The sequence below is a fragment of the Adhaeretor mobilis genome (genome assembly GCF_007741515.1).
Classification (GTDB): Bacteria; Planctomycetota; Planctomycetia; order Pirellulales; family Lacipirellulaceae; genus Adhaeretor; species Adhaeretor mobilis.
In genome coordinates, this window is record NZ_CP036263.1 from 1,185,840 (window position 1) to 1,206,627 (window position 20,788).

General features: G+C 56.7%; 17 protein-coding genes. 11 read left to right on the forward strand and 6 right to left on the reverse strand.

The annotated features are described in order from the left end of the window. Positions 1-58: 58 nt before the first annotated feature. From HG15A2_RS04610 to HG15A2_RS04645, 8 genes are all read left to right on the forward strand, one after another. Positions 59-1,855: a TIGR03545 family protein gene (locus HG15A2_RS04610; protein WP_145058296.1), complete on the forward strand. Its 1,797-nt coding sequence runs from the start codon at positions 59-61 to the stop codon at positions 1,853-1,855. A 90-nt stretch (positions 1,856-1,945) separates the two neighbouring features. Then, entirely contained in the window at positions 1,946-2,890 is a 945-nt protein-coding gene (mch, locus tag HG15A2_RS04615) for a methenyltetrahydromethanopterin cyclohydrolase (RefSeq protein WP_145058298.1), read from the forward strand. Beyond that, entirely contained in the window at positions 2,887-3,759 is an 873-nt protein-coding gene (locus HG15A2_RS04620; protein ID WP_145058300.1) for an ATP-grasp domain-containing protein, read from the forward strand. Before mch ends, HG15A2_RS04620 begins: the two co-directional genes overlap by 4 nt. Positions 3,760-3,845: 86 nt before the next feature. After that, positions 3,846-5,591 (forward strand): fatty acid CoA ligase family protein, encoded by a 1,746-nt coding sequence (locus HG15A2_RS04625; protein WP_145058310.1) that lies wholly within the window; start codon positions 3,846-3,848, stop codon positions 5,589-5,591. 7 nt (positions 5,592-5,598) lie between these two features. After that, complete coding sequence (locus tag HG15A2_RS04630; RefSeq protein ID WP_145058312.1) at positions 5,599-6,612, forward strand: NAD-dependent epimerase/dehydratase family protein; 1,014 nt, start codon at positions 5,599-5,601, stop codon at positions 6,610-6,612. A gap of 234 nt (positions 6,613-6,846) precedes the next feature. Next, the gene (gene aspS, locus HG15A2_RS04635) at positions 6,847-8,619 is read left to right on the forward strand and encodes an aspartate--tRNA ligase (protein ID WP_145058314.1); all 1,773 of its coding nucleotides are present in this window, start codon (positions 6,847-6,849) and stop codon (positions 8,617-8,619) included. 25 nt (positions 8,620-8,644) lie between these two features. After that, positions 8,645-9,379: a TlpA family protein disulfide reductase gene (locus HG15A2_RS04640; RefSeq protein WP_145058316.1), complete on the forward strand. Its 735-nt coding sequence runs from the start codon at positions 8,645-8,647 to the stop codon at positions 9,377-9,379. 259 nt (positions 9,380-9,638) lie between these two features. Next, a complete protein-coding gene (locus HG15A2_RS04645) occupies positions 9,639-10,994 on the forward strand; it encodes a cytochrome c peroxidase (RefSeq protein WP_145058318.1) in 1,356 nt (451 codons plus the stop codon). Between the two features lie 8 nt (positions 10,995-11,002). On the opposite strand, the gene HG15A2_RS04650 is transcribed toward HG15A2_RS04645, so the two are convergent. The 3 genes from HG15A2_RS04650 to nrdR all read right to left on the reverse strand — a co-directional run bounded on the left by HG15A2_RS04650 (position 11,003) and on the right by nrdR (position 14,810). Beyond that, the gene (locus tag HG15A2_RS04650) at positions 11,003-11,446 is read right to left on the reverse strand and encodes a dual specificity protein phosphatase family protein (RefSeq protein ID WP_145058320.1); all 444 of its coding nucleotides are present in this window, start codon (positions 11,444-11,446) and stop codon (positions 11,003-11,005) included. Between the two features lie 13 nt (positions 11,447-11,459). After that, positions 11,460-14,126 carry a DNA mismatch repair protein MutS gene (gene mutS / locus HG15A2_RS04655; RefSeq protein ID WP_145058321.1) on the reverse strand — a complete coding sequence of 889 codons (2,667 nt, stop codon included), beginning with the start codon at positions 14,124-14,126 and terminating at the stop codon, positions 11,460-11,462. Between the two features lie 213 nt (positions 14,127-14,339). Then, positions 14,340-14,810 carry a transcriptional regulator NrdR gene (nrdR, locus tag HG15A2_RS04660; RefSeq protein ID WP_145058323.1) on the reverse strand — a complete coding sequence of 157 codons (471 nt, stop codon included), beginning with the start codon at positions 14,808-14,810 and terminating at the stop codon, positions 14,340-14,342. Between the two features lie 266 nt (positions 14,811-15,076). Here nrdR and HG15A2_RS04665 point away from each other — a divergent pair, with 266 nt between their 5' ends. From HG15A2_RS04665 to HG15A2_RS25040, 3 genes are all read left to right on the forward strand, one after another. After that, complete coding sequence (locus tag HG15A2_RS04665) at positions 15,077-15,700, forward strand: PH domain-containing protein (RefSeq protein ID WP_145058325.1); 624 nt, start codon at positions 15,077-15,079, stop codon at positions 15,698-15,700. 78 nt (positions 15,701-15,778) lie between these two features. Then, on the forward strand, positions 15,779-16,024 hold the full coding sequence (locus HG15A2_RS04670; protein WP_145058327.1) for a hypothetical protein: 246 nt from the start codon (positions 15,779-15,781) through the stop codon (positions 16,022-16,024). Further along, positions 16,021-16,314: a type II toxin-antitoxin system RelE/ParE family toxin gene (locus HG15A2_RS25040; RefSeq protein WP_145058329.1), complete on the forward strand. Its 294-nt coding sequence runs from the start codon at positions 16,021-16,023 to the stop codon at positions 16,312-16,314. Before HG15A2_RS04670 ends, HG15A2_RS25040 begins: the two co-directional genes overlap by 4 nt. A gap of 16 nt (positions 16,315-16,330) precedes the next feature. Here the strand turns inward: HG15A2_RS25040 and rpoN are convergent, their stop codons facing one another. From rpoN to dnaX, 3 genes are all read right to left on the reverse strand, one after another. After that, positions 16,331-17,851: an RNA polymerase factor sigma-54 gene (gene rpoN, locus HG15A2_RS04680; RefSeq protein ID WP_145058331.1), complete on the reverse strand. Its 1,521-nt coding sequence runs from the start codon at positions 17,849-17,851 to the stop codon at positions 16,331-16,333. A 283-nt stretch (positions 17,852-18,134) separates the two neighbouring features. Next, complete coding sequence (locus tag HG15A2_RS04685) at positions 18,135-18,509, reverse strand: YbaB/EbfC family nucleoid-associated protein (RefSeq protein WP_145058333.1); 375 nt, start codon at positions 18,507-18,509, stop codon at positions 18,135-18,137. Between the two features lie 165 nt (positions 18,510-18,674). Continuing rightward, the gene (gene dnaX / locus HG15A2_RS04690; RefSeq protein WP_145058335.1) at positions 18,675-20,621 is read right to left on the reverse strand and encodes a DNA polymerase III subunit gamma/tau; all 1,947 of its coding nucleotides are present in this window, start codon (positions 20,619-20,621) and stop codon (positions 18,675-18,677) included. Positions 20,622-20,788: the final 167 nt, after the last annotated feature.

The following is a 20,788-nucleotide window of genomic DNA, read 5'->3' on the forward strand; positions in this document are numbered from 1 at the left end:
GTCGCCTTCCGCTTGCAGCCCTCAGTTACCCGCTATCTTTTTGTAGACGAGTGATCAAATGAAGCGCCCAAAGATACAGCGTCCAAAGATTAAAGGCCTCTTGCGATGGAAGTACGTACTTCCGCGACTGGCCATCGTTCTGGTGATCGTGCTGGCTGTGCGATTTTGCTTGGATGGCGCGCTGCGCTGGGCGATGGTTGCCGGTGGAGAGTCGGCACTGGGTGCGAAAGTCGAAATTGCGGAGCTGGAAACGAAGCTCAGCGAGGGACGAATCACGCTGCGCGGCATAGCGGCTGTGAACCCTGGGAAGACGTTTCACAATTTGGCGGAAGCCGAAGAGGCGAACTTTCAGATCGATATGACAGCGTTGCTGCACAAACGCGTGGTCGTGACTGACGGTACGATCTCTGGTTTGCAGTTTGATACGCCTCGCGAGACAGACGGTGCGCTGGAAATCGTAGAAGTCGAGGAAGAGGAGACAGGGCCTTCAGTTCTCGATCCCCTCAAAACGGCTGCTGGTGAGTATGGCGCTCAATGGGCGGATAACCTGAGCAAGAAGTTGGAGACCGACCTCGAATCTTCGCTCGAATCGCCCCGCGTTGCCAAAGAGCTACAAGAACGCTGGCCTGCGGAGTACGAGACACTTCAGCAGCGAGTGAAAGACCTACAGGTGCGCGGCAAGGAAATTGAGAAGAGCTTTCGCGAGGTAAAATCGAACCCGCTACGCAACCTCGATCGATTGCAGAAGCTTGAACAGGAATTGCAATCCACTGAGCAGGAACTCAAGAGCCTAACGGCGAAGATTCAGAGCCTGCCGAAGCAAGTCGAGGACGATCGCAAACTGGTGGATGCGGCACGCAAGAACGACGAAGCGTTTGTTCGTAAGATGCTGCATCTGGAGGATCTGGACGGTGACCAACTCAGTAGCTATTTGCTAGCTGAAGAAAGCAGCGGCTATCTCAGCACGGCTGTGGGGTGGGTCAAACGGGCACGCGGATTGATGCCGGAGAAGCCGGAAGTCGTACGTAGCCGAGGCGTGGACGTACTTTTTATTGATCGCCAACGCCCCAAATGGTTGGTGCAAAAAGTAAATCTCACAGGCAACGCGACTCTCGGTGGCCAGGAACTATTGATGAGCGGTATGCTCACCAATGCGAGCTCGCATCCTCGACTGCTCGAGCAGCCTATGCAGATTTCACTCGCTGGTCAGGGTGCCCTCGAGTGTGACCTCGACGTGATTGTCGATCGTCGTGGTGAGCAAGCGGTGGATACTTTGACATTCAACTGTCCTCTGTTGGCGATGCCTAGTCGCACTTTGGGTAAGCCGGAGAAATTGGCCGTGTCGGTAGCCGGCGGACCGGCCCAGCTGCATGGCGAAGTTTTGCTGACAGGCAATAACCTCTCTGGCGAGATCTGGTGGAATCAAACCGATGTGCAATTGGGAGCGAGCATCGGCAAGCTCAAGGATGAGAACCTGAAACTCGCGTTGCAACAATCGCTGAGCAAGCTAGATACGCTCGAAGCAAACATGAAGCTGTCAGGCACATTGGAGCGACCCCAATTGAAGTTGCACTCGGATCTCGGACCGCAACTGGCAGGCAGCATGAAGGCTGCCATGAGTGAGTACTTGCAGGGCCGCACTGAAGAGGTGATGGCCGGGGTTCGGGAAAAGGTAGACCAGCAGCTGGCTGCCCTCACGCAACAACGCGAACAGGCCCAGCAAGAACTACTGGCCAAGCTTGGTGAGAACCAAGAACTGCTCACTCAATTGGCGTCGCTCACCGGCAGTGGCACTGGCCAGCGGTTGTCGATACCCCAACTGGGCGGACTGCCCTTCGGCAAGCTGAAACGCTAAGACCGTACCATCACGCATCACGTCGTGCCTTGTTGGGTGGTGCGTCGCGGGGTAGTTCACCACACGGAGTGTGGTGATACAATGCGTTCCATGAACCTCAACCACCGCGCTGCCCTACTCTGTGACGACATGCTTGCTCGTGCTGACGAGCTTGGCATTCGTTCGCAGCAACTCGATTGCGGCACGACGCTCATTGATTGTGGGATCCAAGCTGCTGGCGGTTTAGCCGCTGGAGTCATGCTGGCTCGGGCGTGCACGGCCGAGTTGGCAGAAGTGACGATCGTGCCCAGCGGAAGTTTGCCCCGACCCACCGTCCAAGTGACGACCGATCATCCCAAACTGGCCTGCATGGCTTCGCAATACGCGGGCTGGGAAGTAAAGGGCAAGGGCTTCTTCGCGATGGGCTCCGGACCCATGCGAGCGGCGGCCGCGCGCGAGCCATTGTTTGAGGATTTGAAATACAAGGAACAGGCTAAGCGGGCGGTTGGTGTGCTTGAGACGGCTCAGTTTCCCGGTGAGGAAGTGTGCGGTGAGTTGGCTGACAAGTGCGGCGTGACGCCGGATAACTTGATCCTGCTGCTCGCACCCACCAAGAGTCTCGCCGGCGGAGTCCAGGTAGTGGCACGCAGCGTGGAAACTGCGTTGCACAAATTGCACGAACTGAAGTTCGATCTCGACTCAATCTGTAGCGGCTGGGGTTGTGCGCCACTTTCGCCACCCGCCAAGGACGATGTGTCATCCGTTGGGCGCACCAACGATGCGATTCTCTACGGCGGCCATGTCGTGCTACATGTGAGGTGTAAAGACGCAGCCGTCACGAGTATCGGCGAGCAAATCCCCAGCAGTGCCTCAAGCGACTACGGCCGCCCCTTTGGAGAGGTGCTCGCTAGTTACGAATACGACTTCTACAAGGTCGATCCCCTGCTCTTCAGCCCTGCGATGGTCACGCTGGTGAATCTTAAGAGCGGCAACACCTTTCGCTATGGCGAACTGAACCAAGCGGTCCTAGCCCAGTCGTTTGGCGAGTCATTATGAAAATCGCCGTGCTAGGTTCTGCGACAAGTTGGTACGTCGGTGACTTGCGTCGTGCGGCGGGCGAGCGGCATAGAGTGACGCCGGTAACGTATAGCCAGCTGGCTTCTAAGGTGACTTCTGAAACATTGACGGTAGAGTCGGGCGAAATTGCACTGAATGAATTTGATGCCTTGCTCGTGCGCTCGATGCCGCCGGGTAGTTTGGAGCAGGTGGTGTTTCGTATGGACGCGCTTGCTCGACTCGAAGCGGCAGGCGTGGCGGTTATCAACTCCGCGAAGGCTTGCGAAACGGCCATCGACAAGTATCTAACGACGGCAAGGCTGCAAGCCGCGGGATTAAAGGTTCCTGACACCTTTGTTTGCCAGACGGCAGAGCAGGGGCTCGAAGCGTTCGAAAGATTGGGCGGCGAGGTGGTCGTCAAGCCACTGTTCGGTGGCGAGGGACGAGGGATAACCAAGGTAGACGATCCGGCAATCGCGTTGCGAGTGATGAAAACGCTAGAGCAACTCGGCAGCGTGCTCTATCTGCAGAAGTTCATTCCGCATAGAGGACACGATTTGCGGCTGCTGGTGATTGGCGAGCGAATCTTTGGCATGCGGCGCAGCAACCCTGATGACTGGCGAACCAACGTGGCACTGGGGGCGCAGGGAGAGCCGCTGGAGGTCACCCCAGAGCTTGCTGAGGTAGCGCTCCAAGCGGTGAAATCTGTGGGAGCAGATATCGCGGGTGTGGATTTACTGCCGGGGCGCGATGGGCAGCTCTACGTGCTGGAAGTCAATGCGGTACCCGGCTGGCGAGCTTTGAACCGTGTGACGGGCGTCGATGTGGCTCGACATGTGTTGGACTTCGTTGAGCGCAGAGTTTGCTAGGATGTCCCCGATCGCGGCTATGGAGAAAGTGTAGCTTGGTGCACTCAAGGCTTCCCAGTGCGCGTCAGCTCCGTCAGAATAGGTATATGCCAGCGGTTGCTCCCAGTCTTGTAGACCACGATCCCACACTTGTGAATGTGGGCGATCGCTTACGTGAAATCGCAGCACACCTGCCCGACGCAATCGCGGTCGCATGCCCGGGGCGTGGGGATGTGGCGGGGCAGAATTCTTACGCGACTTGTACGTTCAGTGAGTTGAAAGACCATGCCGACGCTTTGGCTCGCGGGTTGGTGGACCTGGGAGTTGAACCTGGGATGCGGCTGGCGCTGTTGGTGAAGCCGGGCGTGGAGTTTGTGAAGCTGGTGTTTGCCTTGCTGCGTAGCGGGGCGACGACCGTGTTGATCGACCCCGGCATGGGGCGCAAGCATGTGGTTGATTGTCTCGCCTCGATGCAGCCCGAAGGTTTTGTGGCGGTGAGTGCTGCACAGGCATTACGAACGGTATTGCGCCGTCGGTTTCCTGAAGCGGTCCACAACGTGACGGTTGGGCGTCGCTGGTTTTGGGGCGGGCCGACATTTCAGCAACTACTCGCTGCTGGCGATAAGAGCACTACTGAGCTACCGATTACACGTAGCGATGATCCCGCGGCGATCATTTTCACCAGCGGCAGCACAGGGCCACCCAAGGGCGTGGTCTACACACACCGGATGTTCGATACGCAGGCGCTGGAAATCCAGCGAGCGTACGACATCCAACCGGGCGGGGCCGACCTCGCTTGCTTCGCGCTGTTTGGGTTGTTTAATTCCGCGATGGGTGTGACGACGGTTTTCCCGCAGATGGATTTTTCTCGCCCGGCGTCCGCAGAGCCTCAAGCGTTACTGACAGCGGCTCGGGATTGGCAAGTGACGCAGGCGTTTGCTTCCCCTTCGGTGTGGGACAAGTTGAGTCGTCATTGTGAGCAGACCGGTGACATGATTCCCACGTTGCGTAAAGTATTTTCATGCGGTGCGCCGGTGCCGGCAGAAGTTCTCCAGCGAACCCTCAAGATGATCGCCGCCAATGCGGAAATGCACACGCCCTACGGAGCGACCGAAAGCTTGCCGGTGGCGACGATTGAAGCGAGCGAAGTACTCGGCGAGACTGCTGGGAAAACGGCGCAAGGTGCGGGTGTTTGCGTGGGGCGGAAGTTCGACACTATCGACTGGAGGGTGATCCGAATTTCCGACGAGCCTATCGACCGGATGGAAGACACCGAAGAACTGCCGACCGGCGAGATTGGCGAGCTGATCGCCCGCGGCCCGCAAGTATCCACGCTCTACGAAAGTGAAAACAAACGCCACAACGCCATCGCCAAAATCGACGATGGCGATACCGTCTGGCATCGCCTGGGTGACGTAGGCTACTTTGATGAGCAGCAACGCTTCTGGTACTGCGGGCGGAAGGCGCATCGGGTGGAAATGCTGCAAGGAGCTTTCTTCCCAATTTGCTGCGAGTCGGTTTTCAATAGTCACCCTGCGGTGCATCGCACGGCGTTAGTTGGTCCCGAGGGCCGTGGCAAGCATCGACTTGTCTTGTACGTTGAGCCGACTGATAACTGGCAGGAAAGAAATGCCAACGATGCTGCCTTTGAAGAGTTAGGTGATGAGATTCGGCAGCTGACCGATAAATTTTGCTTCGGACCAGCAGCATTTCCAGGTGCAGCAGAGTTCATGATGGAGCAAATGGAAATCGTCTTCGACGAATCACTACCTGTGGATGTTCGCCACAATGCGAAGATCAACCGGGAACTCATAGCCGAATGGGCCTCGAAAAATCCAACGTCGGTAGAGTAGGACCCTCATGCACGCACTCGTTACCGGTGGCGGAGGATTCCTTGGTCGCTACATCGTGGAACAACTCATCGAGCGCGGCGACCAAGTCCGCTCTTTCGGGCGGGGCGAATATCCTGAGCTTTCCGAAGCTGGCATAGAAGTCGTGCGAGGCGACATCGCCAATGAAATTGCTGTGGCCGACGCTTGCGCTGGCATCGATTGCGTATTTCACGTTGCGGCGCTACCCGGTGTTTCGATGCGTGCGAAGCCTTACTACGACGTGAACTTGAGCGGCACGCTCAATGTGGTTGCCGCCTGCAGGGAACACGACGTTTCAAGATTGGTGTACACGAGCAGCCCCAGCGTGGTTTTTGCTGGCGAGGACCAAGCGGGGATCGACGAAACGGCGCCACTGGCCTTGGATTGGTTACGCGAGCATCGCAGCTATTACTCGCACAGCAAAGCACTCGCGGAAGAACATGTTACCAATGCCAGCGGCGAACACCTCAGAACCTGTGCGTTGCGTCCTCACTTGATTTGGGGACCGCGAGACGGGCACCTTGTGCCGCGCTTGTTGGATCGCGCGAGGAAAGGCCGACTGAGGCGTGTCGGTTCGGGCACCAATTTGGTCGATATGATCTATGTAGAGAACGCCGCGGAGGCTCATTTGCTGGCGGCGGACGCGCTCGCGCAGGAGGACTCGCCAGCAGCTGGCAAAGCGTATTTCCTCAGCCAGGGCGAACCGGTGAATTGTTGGGGCTGGATCGATGAGATTCTCGGGCTCGCCGGGCTGGGACCCGTGGAGCGTCCCATTTCACTGCCAGCGGCATGGCGAATTGGGCATGTGCTCGAATCGCTCTACAAGACGCTGCAGCTAAGCGGCGAGCCGCCGATGACGCGGTTTGTGGCCGCCCAGCTTGCGAAGTCGCACTGGTACGACATTTCGGCGGCACGGCGCGACCTGGGCTATTCGCCTCAGGTCACCACCGAAGAGGGCATGCGGCGCTTGGGGGAGTGGATCCAGGCGCTGGAAACTCAGTAGTCACTTGACCCATCCCGGTAGCCGCAGCCAAACTAGGCTGCTGGGGAATTGCTCTGTAACAGAGTCTAGTCGTTGGCAGGGGCTACTCCTGTGCACCACCGAGCTGTCAGCTCGCGGCTATTTCTCCCTGGGCTGGCCGCCTTCCAACTGGGCAAAGTCCGAACTACAATCTGGGATTGCATTTCGGTCAATTACTCAGCCTGTTCGGCTGGCAAAATACGATAGGGAGTCAAAGTGCTACGCACTCATACTTGCGGCGATCTTAGCGAAGCAAACATTGGCGAATCAGTGACTCTGTGCGGATGGGTAGACTCCTATCGCGACCACGGCGGCGGGCTATTCGTCGATTTGCGCGATCGGTACGGCCTCACCCAAGTGGTGTTCAATCCGCCCGACACATCAGAAGAGTTGATCGAGCTGAGCAAGACCTTGCGTACGGAGTATGTTATTCAAGTCACCGGCAACGTGGCTGCTCGTCCTGAGGGCATGGCGAACAAGAAGATGAGCACCGGCGCGATCGAGCTGCGCTGTACGGATTTCAAGCTGCTCAACAAGAGCAAGACCCCGCCCGTCTCGCCCAGCGCAACTGGGAAGGATTTGCCCGGGGAAGACCTGCGACTGAAACACCGCTATCTCGATTTGCGTCGTCCCGAAGTCCAGCGAACGTTGTTGCTGCGAGACCGGCTGATTAAAGGCATGCGGGACTATTTTGCCGATCACAACTTTGCTGATATCGAAACGCCCGTGCTGGGACGTAGCACTCCTGAGGGAGCTCGTGATTACCTGGTGCCCAGCCGTGTGCATCACGGCACGTTTTACGCGCTACCGCAGTCGCCACAGTTGTACAAGCAGATTCTCATGATCGCGGGCTACGACCGTTACGTGCAACTGGCCCGTTGCTTCCGCGATGAAGACCTGCGTGCCGACCGCCAGCCGGAGTTTACGCAACTGGACGTGGAGATGTCGTTTGTCGATGGTGACGATGTGATCGGCGTGATCGACGGATTGGTCGCGAAGCTCGCCAAAGAGCACCTAGGCATTGATGTGCCAACGCCCTTGCCGCGTATGACTTACGACGAAGCAATGGAACGCTTCGGGCACGATGCGCCCGACCTACGCTTCGGCATGGAGTTGATCGATTGCTCCGACCTCGCACCCAAGAGCGACTTTGGCGTGTTCAAGAGCGTCGTCGAAGCAGGTGGCCACATTCGGGCAATCAACGTGAAGAACGGCACGAAACAATACAGCCGTCGCGGTATCGATGGGCTTACCGAGTTCGTGCAGGGCCTCGGGGCCAAGGGCCTCGCTTGGTTCCGTGTGGAAGAGGATGGCAAGCTGGGCGGCGCGATCGCGAAGTTCTTTTCCGAGGAATTACTCGAAGAGTTTAAGGAGCGATTGGGTACCGAACCGGGCGACTTGATCCTCTTCTCGGCAGATAAGTTTGCCGGCACGTGCAGGATATTGCACGCATTGCGTACGAAAATTGCCAAGGAGATGCAACTCTACGAGCCCGACACGATGAACTTCTCGTGGGTCGTGGAATTCCCCATGTTCGACTACGACGAAGACACCAAGAGTTGGACCGCGATGCATCATCCGTTTACCGCACCACTGGAGGAGCATCTGGAGTTGCTCAAGACCGATCCCGGTAAGTGCCGCGCACAAGCGTACGATCTGGTGATCAACGGTAGCGAAGCGGGTGGCGGCACGGTGAGAATTCATGATTCGGAAGTGCAGTCGCAGGTGTTCGAACTACTGGGCATCGACGAGCAGACCGCCTCCGAACGATTCGGCTTCCTTTTAGACGCTTTGCAGTACGGTGCGCCGCCTCATGCTGGAATCGCGTTGGGAGTCGATCGCTGGGTGATGCTCTTTGCAAAGCTCGACAACATTCGTGATTGCATTGCATTCCCAAAGACTCAGAAGGCAGGCGACTTAATGACCGACGCCCCAGGGACGGTCGATGCGAAGCAGCTCAAAGAGTTGGCGATCAAGTTGGATATGTAACCACGACGTTTTGTAGCGAGTATTCATGATGAAATCTTCTGCAAAGACTCTCTTACTAGTTGCAGTTGTGGCAGGTTGTACCCAGTCCTTTAAGCAGCCGTCCAGCGCCACTCAGCAAACTCAGTCAGGTGGCGGTGCCTCGCAGGAGTCCGCCATCTCTAAAGCAATCGCTCCTGAAGGAGAGCAGAGTGAATTCGAGGACACTCTCAACGCACAACACCGTGCTCCCATAACGCCTACGCCGCAGCGATACGAAGTTGCCAAGCCGGCGATCAATCGATACTCGGCAAAAATTCCACCCGTGCTACTGTCTGAGGAACATCGCAGTCGTTGCCTGGTGGACATCGGAGAATCGTTTCCTAGCTTCGAGCTACCCAATGGTGATGGCACCCAGTTGCAGCTTGCTGACACTCTCGGCGAGCAGGCAACGGTCGTGCTCCTCTGGACGCCCGACCGCTGGATGTCGCGAGCGGCGATCTCCGATTTGCAGCGAGATGTGGCCGATCAAGAAGGCGTTCGCGTGATCACCATTGCCGTGGGCGACAACTTCGATACGGATTCGAAGGTAACCAAGGCAATCGCTGGCGGGCACCAACTGCTCGACCGTAATGGCAAGACATCAGACATTCTCGGCGCAGGCCTACTGCCACGAATTTATGTATTAGACGCCGAAGGTACCATCGCGTGGTTTGATGTGGAATACAGCGAAGCGACGCGACGCGAGTTGCAGACTGCGTTGACGGCGTTGCTAAGCGAGTAATTCTTCCCGGGGAAGCAAAGCCTAAAACGCCTTTAGTTTTCCATCTCCCACCTGGGTCTTCCCCGCTGTTCTTGCGGCGAACCGCTTCTTGCAGCTGCTGGATTTGCGAGTTTCTCCCGAGTATTATCGATACAACTCGGGTTCGTTGGTGTTTCAATGGAGTGTTGGCAGATACTCTCCCAAGTTTTGGCGGAGTACTGCGAAGTGAATGAGTGAAGAGATTCGGAACAAGAGCGGCACACTAAAGTAACGGAACATCATGATCAGGCTCCATCAAAGAGCTGCGGCTGTGGCCGCAGTTGCGGGGATTCTCTCGCTTGTACTACCAGCTACTCTCAGCGCAGAAACCGTCGGCGTCCCGTCGCTTCCCACCACCCCGGACGACTACATCGACTATGCGGTGACAAGCCTGCCGACACATTTTAAGATCGGGCCGACGGGGAATGCCGACAACACTCCCGTCGATAACCCCATCACCAATGCGGGTGCTGCGCTCGGGCGGGCATTGTTTTACGATGAGCGGCTTTCCCATAGCGGCGGAGTCAGTTGCGCTTCTTGCCATCAGCAAGCGAACGGATTCTCTGATCCAGACCAGTTTAGTGAAGGGGTTGATGGCCTCACGGGTCGGCATTCGATGGGTCTTTCCAACTCGGCAATCTATGCAAGCGGTAGCTTCTTCTGGGACGAACGTGCTACCACGCTTGAAGATCAGGTGTTGCAGCCGATTGAAAACTCCGTTGAAATGGGAGGCGATCTCGACGTACTGCGTGGAGAGTTAGCGGTCACTGAGTTCTACCCGGTGCTTTTTCAGGAAGCCTTCGGCGATAGCCAGATTACTGATGATCGCATCTCCAAAGCGCTCGCCCAGTTTGTCCGGTCCATGGCTTCGTACCAATCGAAGTTCGACGAAGCCTTTACGCCTGCCAACCCGATCAATCCGGACTTCGATTCCGTTTTCACAGAACAAGAGCAGCTTGGAGCCACCATTTTTCACGCTCGCGGAAGCTGCAGTACGTGTCATACGACCAACGCCCAGGTGGGCAACAATGTGCACAATATTGGCCTCGATGCGAATAACTCTTCAGACGAAGGAGCAGGCAATGGCGCGTTCAAGACCAACTCACTGAGGAACGTTGCCGTGCGTGATGGGTACATGCACGACGGACGCTTCAGCACCTTGGAAGAGGTGGTCGAGCACTATAGCTCGGGCATTCAAAATAATCCAAACCTCGATCGTGCCCTGCCGGTCGGCGGATTCGGGTTCACTGCGGCAGAAGAAGCTGCCTTGGTGGCTTTCTTGGAAACGCTTACCGACGATACATTCCTCAATAGCGAGCTCTTCTCTGACCCCTTCGTCACGCTGACAGGCGACTACAACGACGATGGAATCGTCGATGGCGACGACCTTGGAACGTGGGTAACCGGCTACGGATCACCCGCAAGCAGCGGGAGTTTCCTCGAATGGCAACAGAATCTAGGCTTTAGCTGGCTCGACCTCAGGTCGTCAGCGACTGTTGTGAGCGGTGCGGTGCCTGAACCTTCGGCTGTTATTTTGCTCGCACTGGGGGCGGGGGCATTGACGATGAGGAGAGGGCGTAGGGGAGGGCCTCCGTAGCTATCTCATCACCCCTTGTTGTGTATTGAGGAATTTCTTATTTGCTCAACTACAGTTTTTATATCCCTCCACAAGACAGTAGAAATGTCATGTGGATAACCTTGGACAACGTTCTGTAGACTATCTTCTAATTCGTCTTGATTAGTCAAAGATAGTGCTGCCGCTGTGACTGAGGGAGAACGGCTCATCCCTGCACTGCAGAAGACAAGAGTTGGAATCTCATTTTTCAACAGCAATAGTAGTGACTCAATCGCTAATCGTAAGATATCACTGTCCGATTGTTCTCCGTCCAAAAGTGGAAAACGGTAGTAAAGCGTTCTTCTAGGGAGCTGTTCAACTAGTTCTTCCATAGCAAGATCAAAGACCGCGACGATCTCGTTTGATGCGATATTCTCAATCGTCACATCTCGGATATTTCCTAGCCACAATCGGAATGGAATAATTTCACGCATGCAATTCTCGCAATTAACTGTCTTGCAGCGTGCCCAGCTGCTCGTGCCAATCGGAGAGCTTCCCAAACGCTTCTAGCGGCGTCATGGAATCGATATCAAGCTCGCGGATTTCATCCAGCAACGGGTGGTCGGCCATCTCAAAGAGGGTCATTTGTAGAGAGCCGTTCTTCGCGGGCCGGTCGAGGCGGTATCGTTGGTCGGACTCGCCGGTTTGCGCTGATTTGGCTTCGAGCTGTTCGAGAATATCTGCTGCTCGCTCGTTCACCTCACGAGGCACACCGGCCAACTGGGCGACGTGGATGCCGTAGCTCTTGTCGGCGGAGCCCGAAATAATTCGGTGCAAGAAAACCACGCGGCCCGCGTGTTCTTGGACGGCGACATTGAAATTGGCAAGGCCAGTGAGCTGCGCTTCGAGGTCGGTCAGCTCATGATAGTGCGTTGCGAAGAGCGTACGGCAACCGACTACATTGTGTAGGTGCTCAACCACCGCCCAGGCGATTGACAGACCGTCGTAGGTACTGGTGCCGCGGCCGATTTCGTCGAGGATCACTAAGCTGCGCGGCGTTGCGGTATTGAGAATGCGAGCCGTCTCGGTCATTTCGACCATGAAGGTGCTGCGCCCGCGCGCGAGGTCGTCGCTCGCGCCGACGCGGGCAAAGATGCGATCCGCTACACCGACGGTCGCTTTCTCCGCAGGCACGAAGCTGCCGACCTGCGACATGAGCGTGAGCAGTGCGACTTGGCGAATATACGTGCTCTTACCAGCCATGTTCGGGCCGGTGATGAGGAGGAAGGAAGCTCCCTCCGCTGGATCCTCCTCGAGACTCTCGACACGAGACTCTCGACTCTTGCACGCCACATCATTCGGCACGAAAGTGCCCTCAGGCTCAGTGACATCGAGCACGGGGTGACGACCGCCGATGATTTCTAGCTTCGCCTGGTCGACCATTTCGGGTCGGACGTAATTGCGGGAGCGAGCTAACTCTGCGAGGCTCGCGAGGCAATCAATCTCTGCGAGTGCGGTCGCGGTGGCTTGCAGTCGCTTTGCGGCAGAGGCAACCGTTTCGCGAAGTTCGACAAACAGATCGTATTCGAGCGTTTGTGCGCGTTCTTCGGCGGCAAGGACTTTCTCTTCGTACTCTTTGAGTTCGGGGGTGACGTAGCGTTCCGCGTTCTTGAGAGTCTGCTTGCGGATGAAATCGTCGGGGACTTTATCGCGGTGGGCGTGCGTGACTTCCAGATAGTAGCCGAACACGCGATTGAAGCCGATCTTCATGCTGGGGATGCCGGTGCGCTCAATCGCCTCGGCTTGGTACTTGGCGATCCACTGCTTGCCCCCTTTGGCAAGCTCGCGTTGCTCGTCGAGTTCTGCATTGAACCCGCTCCGGATGAAGCCGCCTTCGCGGGCAGTGAGCGGGCACTCCTCTTCTAAGGCCGTTTCTAAATCTTTGCGAATTCCGCCACAAAGATCGATCCGCGTGTGCAGCTGTTCGAGTCGCGCGGAAGTGCGATCGGCCAACTTCGCTTTCACCTTAGGCAAACAAGCCAGTGTGCGAGCGACGAAGCACAGGTCGCGTGGTGAAGCTCGACCGGTCGTGATGCGAGCGAGCAGGCGTGGCATGTCGTAGATCGAGCGGAGTGTTTCGCGTAGTGCTGTTGTGAGAGAGGCGTTCTTGAGTAGCTCTTCAACCGCATCGTGACGTGCAACAATGGTGTCTACACTGGTGAGTGGATTCGCCAGCCAGTCGCCCAGCAGTCGTGCGCCCATGGAAGTGATGGTGCGGTCGAGCACGCCCCACAGTGAGCCCTCGCGGGTGCCATCGCGAATGGTCTTGGTGATCTCCAAGCTGCGGCGTGTCGATTCGTCGATTTCCAAGGTAGAGCCGGTGCGATGCGGCACAAGCCGATCGATGTGTGCCATTGATGCCTTCTGAGTTTCGACGAGGTAATCCAGCACCGCGCCAGCAGCGGCCAGCGCTGGCGCATCACTCTCGTTGAAACCAAACCCTTCGAGGGCATGTGGGCCAAAGTGCTTATCCAGGGCGGCTTTAGCGGCTTGCTGGCCGAATGCCCAGGGAGGGCGGCTGGTGACGACACGACGCTCCGACCACTCCACAGGCAGTGGCGGGCGATCTTCACGGACCAGTAGCTCTACGGGAGCAATGCGGGCCAGCTCGTCTCCAAGGCGAGAGGGGTCCACTGAGGTGGCCTCAAAGCGGCCTGTGGAGACGTCGATCCAGGCCAAGCCGCATGCGCTGCGGTCTGAGGACTCGTAAGGAGCAATCGCCAGCAGGAAGTTGCTCGATTGCGGATCAAGCAGAGTATCGTCCGTAACCGTGCCGCGGCTGACGATGCGCGTGACATCGCGGCGGACGATGCCTTTCGCTTCCTTGGGATCCTCTACCTGCTCACAGACGGCAGCCCGCATCCCTGCGGCAATAATCTTCGCGAGGTACTGATCCAGTTGATGATGAGGGAAGCCGGCCATGGGAGTCGGCTCTTTGCCATTCTTGGGGTCCCCTTTGTCGCGACTGGTGAGCGAAAGGCCGAGGATGCCGGCAGCTTTTGTGGCATCTTCGTGGAACAGCTCATAAAAATCGCCCATGCGAAATAGCAGTAGCGCATCGCCAGCGACTTGCTTAGCGTCGTGATACTGCTGCATCATGGGCGTGAGTGCCATGGCGGTGGGGGTCTGCTAGAAGGGAGTATGCTGATTGCGGACCGGCATTCTAGCAAATACCACGAGCGACTTCGACCGGCTAACAAAACCCAGATAACGGGTTGAGCGGTATGATCACTCAGAGCAGCAGCAATCCGTGGCTAGCGACCCCCCCTCTATCAATTCGCGTCCTTTGGGGTGGGCTCTGTGTGCGACTCTAACCTAGGCCCGGTCCTATTTAGGTGTGCGAGAGGTGTCGCTAAGGAAGGGTCGCAGCTCTTCGACAAAGTCACCAGCATCAGCAAACTGGCGGTACACGCTGGCGAAGCGCACGAAGGCGACCTCATCGAGCTCACGCAGATGCTCCATGACGAGCTCGCCCAGTTGGCGACTGTCGATCTCGCTCTCGAACGATGTGTAGACGTCGTTCTCGATTGCTGAGACAGTCTTCTCTACATCGCGATCGCTAATGGGACGCTTCCAGCAGGCGCGTTCTAGGCCACGCTGGATGTTTTCGCGCAGGAAGGGGACTCGTGAGCCGTCCTTCTTCACCACCTTGATCGTGGACTCTTCGATTCGCTCGTACGTTGTGTAACGCCGTTTGCAGGAGTTGCACTTCCGGCGGCGACGAATCGCAAAGCCATCCTGGCAGGCACGGGAGTCGATTACGCGGTCGTTATCGACGCGGCAGAAGGGACATTTCATGTCTCGTATGATACCCGAGCCACAGCGGGCGTAAAGCGACCAGCTTCTTTTGAGGCGGACGACTCGAGCAGGGAGCGGGATTTGCCCGTTCGTTGCCCTCAAATACCGAAGATAACCCTCGCTGCTAACCTGACTTGTCAAGAATGCCGATTGCAAAGGACAGGTTACAATGAATCGGGCCTATTTAGCGATTTGCTAGCAATCGCAGGTGATGAGGCAGGAGTGAACCGAGATCTGGAGTGAGCCACGATCTGGAGTAAGCCAAAATGAAATGCAAACAGTGTGGCGCCGGAGCACGCAAAGATGCTGTGTTTTGTCCGAAGTGTGGAGTTCCTTTTGCCAAGCAGCGTGCTAGCCAGAGCACGAAGCGGCGCTTGACGGAGTCGCTGCCAGCCGCTGACGAGGAAGCTGAAAGTGTACTTTGGCAGGGGCGTTTTTCCCCGCGAGCAATGTTTACGCCCTTGGCTACCGCCGTCCTCTTCACCGTGGGGCTGGTTTTGCTCGCGAAGCTCGCTCAGATTCCGCAGGAAGGTTGGTTGGTGGTTGCCGGGCTACTCGGCGTGGTTTGGATTTGGATGGTGGGCTTGCTCTTTTACCGAACGATGAGCGTTCACTACTCCCTCACCAGCCAACGTTTACTTCACGTAGAGGGGCTACTGTGGCGAAAGATCGACCGTATCGAAGCAATTGACATCGATGATGTGATCCTCAAGCAAGGTCCGATCGAGCGGTTGATGGGAGTCGGTACCGTGCAGCTCACTTCGAGTGACGAAACCACGCCAGAATTCCACCTGCCGGGAATCCGCCATGCACTGGATGTCGCTACCCTGATCGACAACGTCCGCCGTCGAGAACGCCGCGAACGCGGGCTGTATGTGGAGTCGGTTTGAGTGTCTGTGTTTTTTGACGATTTCGTTCCGCTGAGCTAGAATGGCTTGGTAGCCAAGTGCCATTAGGAGACTCAAGAGATGATCGCGACAATTGCTGAAGAACAAGCCCGGTTTCTCGAAGCTGCTATTGCCAGTGGCAAATATCAAGACGAAAAAGCTGCGCTTACCGAGGCGGTGAAGCTCCTGCAGCGGCGCGATGAGTTTGTGCAAACTCTTGATCGAGCCAGCGCGGATATTAAAGCTGGAAATGGAATACCTGCCGAAGAGGTCTTTCGCAAGCTCGAAGAACAAATCGCCCGCGATGCGAAACGCAAAGTCATATGAGTTTCAAGTTTGAATTCTCAGTAGAGGCTGAGAATGATCTCGCTGGGATCTATGCGCACGTAGCTCAAGAGAATGTCGCCGCAGCCGCTAAAATCATTGCCGAGATTAGAGTGAAATGTAAGAGACTGAGGACATTCCCCAAAAGTGGCGACCCCTGCCACGATTTAGCACGAAGCAACTATCGTCGGATCTTCTGCGGGAGTTACGTGATCTATTACGAGATATTTGAAGGTGCTGTAATGATCTTGCATATAGTTCACGGATCAAGAGATATCTCACAATTATTTTGACCCTAGTTCCTGAACCCTACTTCTCAGTCTTCGACCAGTCCTTGCGCTGCCGACTACTGGGGATGCTCATCGCCTTGCGGTACTTGGTTACTGTGCGGCGGGCAACGGTGATGCCCTCTTTGGCGAGTTCTTTCACCAGGGCATCGTCGCTGAACGGCTTGGTCTTGTTCTCGTTGTCGATGATTTCTTGCAGTTGTAGGCGAACCTTGTCCCAGGCGACCTCTTCGCCATCGGCGCCGGTGGTGCCACCGACGAAGAATCGCTTCAAAGGAAAGATGCCGCGGTGAGTTTGCATCCACTTGTCGTCGACTGCGCGGCTAACCGTGGTGACATGCACACCGACTTTGTCGGCGATTTGCTGCATCTTGAGTGGCTCGATGTGCTCAGGGCCATCGTCGAGAAATTTCGTCTGGTGGTCAACAATCGCTTGCGACACCTTGGTGAGCGTACTGCGGCGCTGCTCGATGGCTTCAATGATCCACTGAGCCGCCATGATTTTTTTCTTAATGTAATCGCACGTTTGCTTGTCTTTCGCAGTGATCGCCTGTTGCAACATGCGGCGGTGGGTGGGGCTAATGTACAGCGAGGGTAGGTCGCCATCCTCCAAGCGTACCGTGTAGCCGCCTCCTTCTTTGCGATCGATGAACACGTCGGGCGTAACCGCGGCGACGGTCGTGTCGTTGAACTCAGAACCCGGCTTAGGCTTGAGCGTCTTTAGGTCTTCCCACGCTTCCTGGATTGTTTCTATATCGTAGCCTGTCTTCTTTTCGATCAACGGCAGGCGATTGTTCTCCAGGTCTTCGAGATGGTTCTCAATAAGAACTTGCAATTCTTCGTAGAATAACAGGCCAGGTGTAAGTTGCAGCATTAAGCACTCTTTGAGCGAACGCGCGCCAACACCGGGGGGGTCGAGACGCTGAACCGTAGTGAGCGCCTCCTCAGCGACTTGCAGTTGCTCTTCGTGCCACTTTTCGGCAGCGCCATTGAGCTCTACGGGCTGGGGCGGGAGCAAATCTTCCAGTGGCGATTTCAGGTAGCCATTGGAGTCGAGGTTGTAGATGATTCTCTCGCAAAAACGCGTATGCTCCTCGTCGAGGTCGTACCAGCTTAGTTGATGCTCCAGGTAGTCTTGCAAGGATTCCGGTCGGGCGACCATGTTCGCCATTTGGTCGTGGCGGCGATCTCCTTCAGCTTCGATCTCACCGCGCGAGGGACCAGTGCGCTCTTCATAAACGTCCGGCATGTTCTCGACCATGTTCGAGAGCCGTTCAAAGTCGTCCTCGTTGTTGTCCGTCTCATCGACGACAAGTTCCTTCTCGCTATCCGAAGGAGCATCCGGATTAACTTTCTCTTCAAGCTCGTACTCTTCACCGGCAGGCTCGACTTGGTCGAGCACCGGATTGTCTTCCATCTCTTGCTCGATCCGCTCTTGTAGGGCGAGGATCGGGAGCTGCAGAATCTCCATCGATTGAATCATCCGCGGTGCAAGCACCTGCTTCTGAGACATCTGCATGCTTTGGCCAAGCGAAAGTCGCATCTGATATCGTTCCGTCTGAGAAAGAGTACCGAGTTTGGTTCTGGGTGTGAGCAGTCACAATCTGTAACAGACGGTACTGACTCAGCGAAGGCCAAAGTCCGCTAGCGACTGCCCGTAAGGACAGCCCCAATTGAACTTGCAATCCCTTCGCCCGTGCTGAATTCTACCCCGAAAAGCCCTGTGAGGACTACGGAAAACATCTTCCCGGCGGTGGGAATCGCTCGCTGGCAGTGGAAAATCGGTCGAGAAAGCGCAAAGCCAGCGGCTCCCGGCAGTGCTGCGACTAACCCGCTGGAGGGTCTTCGCCCGTGAGAGAGCCGAGGGCGTCGCCTAAGCCGGGTAGGTTCAAACCCCCGGTGAGTTCCTGCATCATTTCCGCGTTCAGAGCCTTGGCCTTTTGCTGGGCTGCGTTGATTGCGGCAGGTAGCAAATCTTCTAGCAATTCCTGATCTTGTTTTTCGACGAGTGAAGGATCGAGCCGCACGGCCAGAACTTCGCCAATGCCGTTGGCTTCCACTTCAACCATACCGCCACCAGAACTGCCCGTGACACGCTTCTCTTTGAGCTGCTCCCCCAGTTGCTGCATCTTGCCGCCCATCTCCTGGGCTTGCTTGAGCATGCCGGGCAAGTTCGCTAAGTTTCCAAGTCCTTTAAGCATCGTTGTAGTTCCTTATGACTCTCATGTTAGTCTTGATTTACTGGGTGAACTGTTGGTTCGTAGGGTGCCGTGAGCGACAGCGAAAAGGACCGTCGTGAGTGGTGCGTTTCGCTAAAGCTTACGACACCCTACCTCTAGTTCCTTTCGCGCCCTTGCAAAATACTCTTACGCGTCACCTTTGGGCGGCACGTATCGAACTCTACCGGGGTCGCCCTCGAACAGTTCCATTGCCTTTTGCACGAAGGGCTCAGCAGCGGCGTCGGACTGTTCTCGGCGACGGCGCTCTACCTTGCTTTCCGTTGGCTGTGCGACGGCATTGGGATCGTCGTGCGTGGCGAATGTCAGCTTCACCGGGCGACCGGCAGCTTGTGTCAGCGATTCTACAATACGGTTGCGATTCGCAGGGCGTTCGCAAGCATCGCGATGAAAGGCGTGCTGCTCGGGAAAACTGGCCTCGATGCGTCCTTGAGAGTCCAGCGTGATGCGATTCGCAAAGGAAGCACTATCGGCTGCCATGCCGGGGATCGCAGCCAAAGTTTCCGCCCACAAGGCCTCGACACTTGCCGGATCGAGTTGTGTTGCTTGCGAGGAGTCTGCTGCGGCAGTCACCTTGGCTTGCGTTGCTTGATTCTCCTCCGGCGGAGCTGTTGCGACCTCAGGAATGATCTCTTCGGGCCGCACTTCAGCAACCGTTGCTGCCACACTCGCTGATGGAGCAGCAATAGCTGGCTCGGGCTGGACACCACCGGTCGAAGGAGGACGTTGATCGGGAGCAACGCCGTTGTTCGTAGGTACCTCGCCCGCGGCTGGTTTGGTTGCCGTAGGCGTGGTTGCGACTGGTCTCGCTAACGTGCTAACGCCGTTTTTTTTTGAGCTACTTGGCGCCTGATTGCTTTGAGAAGAGCTGACTTGGACGTCAATACTACCTCCGGCAGCAACGCGGGCAGCTAGGGCGGCCAATTCGTCGAGGTTTTCCAGGTGGCAGATACGCACGATGGCCATTTCAGCCAGCGTTCGCGTCTGGGTGCTGACGCGTAGACGGGCAGCGGTTTGGTCGAGAACTTGCGCGATTGCCAGCAGCGTCTGTACGCCTAGTTGGTCAGCAACACCGCGGATTTCTTCTCGTTGGCCGGGGAGGGCGTACAGCAATTGGCTCTCGTCGCAGCCCACGGCTTGAGTCATGCAATCGCGGAAGTAGCCGAGCAGTTGATCGATAAGCTGCCCTACCTCAGCACCCTCATCGACAGCGGCATCGAGTTCGGTCAACGCGGTTGAGGCATCGCGGGCAACGAGCGGCTCGACCAGACGGCTCAAACGGGCTGCAGGGGCGATCCCCAAGAGTTCCGTGACATCAGTCGTGGTGATTTGGCGGCTGCCAGTCGAAAGGAGTTGCTCCAAGAGTGATTGGCTATCACGCATGGAGCCGGCCGCCCGCATGGCGAGGATCTGGAGGGCGTCTGCCTCGACCTCTACACCTTCAGCCGCTGCAATTTGGGCGAGGCGGTTCTGGATTGATGCAGTTTCAATACCCGCGAAGTCGTATCGCTGACACCGTGAGAGGATCGTAATCGGAATCTTGTTCGGCTCGGTGGTTGCGAAGATAAACTTCACATGCTCGGGCGGTTCCTCTAGCGTTTTGAGAAGCGCGTTGAACGCTTCTTTCGTGAGCATGTGGACTTCGTCGATGATGTAAATCTTGAAGCGAGCACGACTGGGCCGCACCGCTACGTTTTGCCGCAGTTGCCGAATCTCGTCGATGCCGCGATTGCTGGCACCATCGATTTCGAGCACGTCGACATCGTCGCCGCTGGAAACGCTCGTGCAGATTTCGCATTGGTTGCAGGGCGCCTCGGCTGGACCATCGACGCAATTGAGCGCCTTGGCAAGAATGCGAGCTGCGGAGGTCTTACCAACCCCCCGAGCACCCGTGAACAAATAGGCGTGCCCCACGCGATCGCTAGCAATCGCCCCTGTGAGCGCCTTGGCCACATGCTGCTGGCCGATGAGTTCCTCAAACGCCTGCGGGCGATAACGGCGCGCGACCACGACATAATCGCCACTAGTCGCTTGGGCAGCAGCGGCAGAGTCGGCAGTTGTGGGGGAGTCGCTCATCGAATTTATCTATTGCCCAAGAGATGATCGACCAAAGAGCCGTTAGCCGCCGAGCTTGCTCGACGCGCGGCTGGTGTTCCAACCCCGCGCCGAACAGGTTCGGCGGCTAACGAACTCTAGTTATTGTAGCGACAGCACTCGAAGCCCGAAGCGTAAGCGAGGGAGAT

What these genes read in the sequence shown, in the direction of transcription:
- HG15A2_RS25040 (WP_145058329.1), top strand. Translation starts at nt 16,021, where the DNA reads ATGAGTTTCAAGTTTGAATTCTCAGTAGAGGCTGAGAATGATCTCGCT.
- HG15A2_RS04650 (WP_145058320.1), bottom strand. Translation starts at nt 11,446, where the DNA reads ATGCGTGAAATTATTCCATTCCGATTGTGGCTAGGAAATATCCGAGAT.
- dnaX (WP_145058335.1), bottom strand. Translation starts at nt 20,621, where the DNA reads ATGAGCGACTCCCCCACAACTGCCGACTCTGCCGCTGCTGCCCAAGCG.
- HG15A2_RS04685 (WP_145058333.1), bottom strand. Translation starts at nt 18,509, where the DNA reads ATGCTTAAAGGACTTGGAAACTTAGCGAACTTGCCCGGCATGCTCAAG.
- nrdR (WP_145058323.1), bottom strand. Translation starts at nt 14,810, where the DNA reads ATGAAATGTCCCTTCTGCCGCGTCGATAACGACCGCGTAATCGACTCC.
- HG15A2_RS04670 (WP_145058327.1), top strand. Translation starts at nt 15,779, where the DNA reads ATGATCGCGACAATTGCTGAAGAACAAGCCCGGTTTCTCGAAGCTGCT.
- HG15A2_RS04630 (WP_145058312.1), top strand. Translation starts at nt 5,599, where the DNA reads ATGCACGCACTCGTTACCGGTGGCGGAGGATTCCTTGGTCGCTACATC.
- HG15A2_RS04610 (WP_145058296.1), top strand. Translation starts at nt 59, where the DNA reads ATGAAGCGCCCAAAGATACAGCGTCCAAAGATTAAAGGCCTCTTGCGA.
- HG15A2_RS04665 (WP_145058325.1), top strand. Translation starts at nt 15,077, where the DNA reads ATGAAATGCAAACAGTGTGGCGCCGGAGCACGCAAAGATGCTGTGTTT.
- mutS (WP_145058321.1), bottom strand. Translation starts at nt 14,126, where the DNA reads ATGGCACTCACGCCCATGATGCAGCAGTATCACGACGCTAAGCAAGTC.
- rpoN (WP_145058331.1), bottom strand. Translation starts at nt 17,851, where the DNA reads ATGCGACTTTCGCTTGGCCAAAGCATGCAGATGTCTCAGAAGCAGGTG.
- mch (WP_145058298.1), top strand. Translation starts at nt 1,946, where the DNA reads ATGAACCTCAACCACCGCGCTGCCCTACTCTGTGACGACATGCTTGCT.
- HG15A2_RS04620 (WP_145058300.1), top strand. Translation starts at nt 2,887, where the DNA reads ATGAAAATCGCCGTGCTAGGTTCTGCGACAAGTTGGTACGTCGGTGAC.
- HG15A2_RS04625 (WP_145058310.1), top strand. Translation starts at nt 3,846, where the DNA reads ATGCCAGCGGTTGCTCCCAGTCTTGTAGACCACGATCCCACACTTGTG.
- HG15A2_RS04645 (WP_145058318.1), top strand. Translation starts at nt 9,639, where the DNA reads ATGATCAGGCTCCATCAAAGAGCTGCGGCTGTGGCCGCAGTTGCGGGG.
- HG15A2_RS04640 (WP_145058316.1), top strand. Translation starts at nt 8,645, where the DNA reads ATGATGAAATCTTCTGCAAAGACTCTCTTACTAGTTGCAGTTGTGGCA.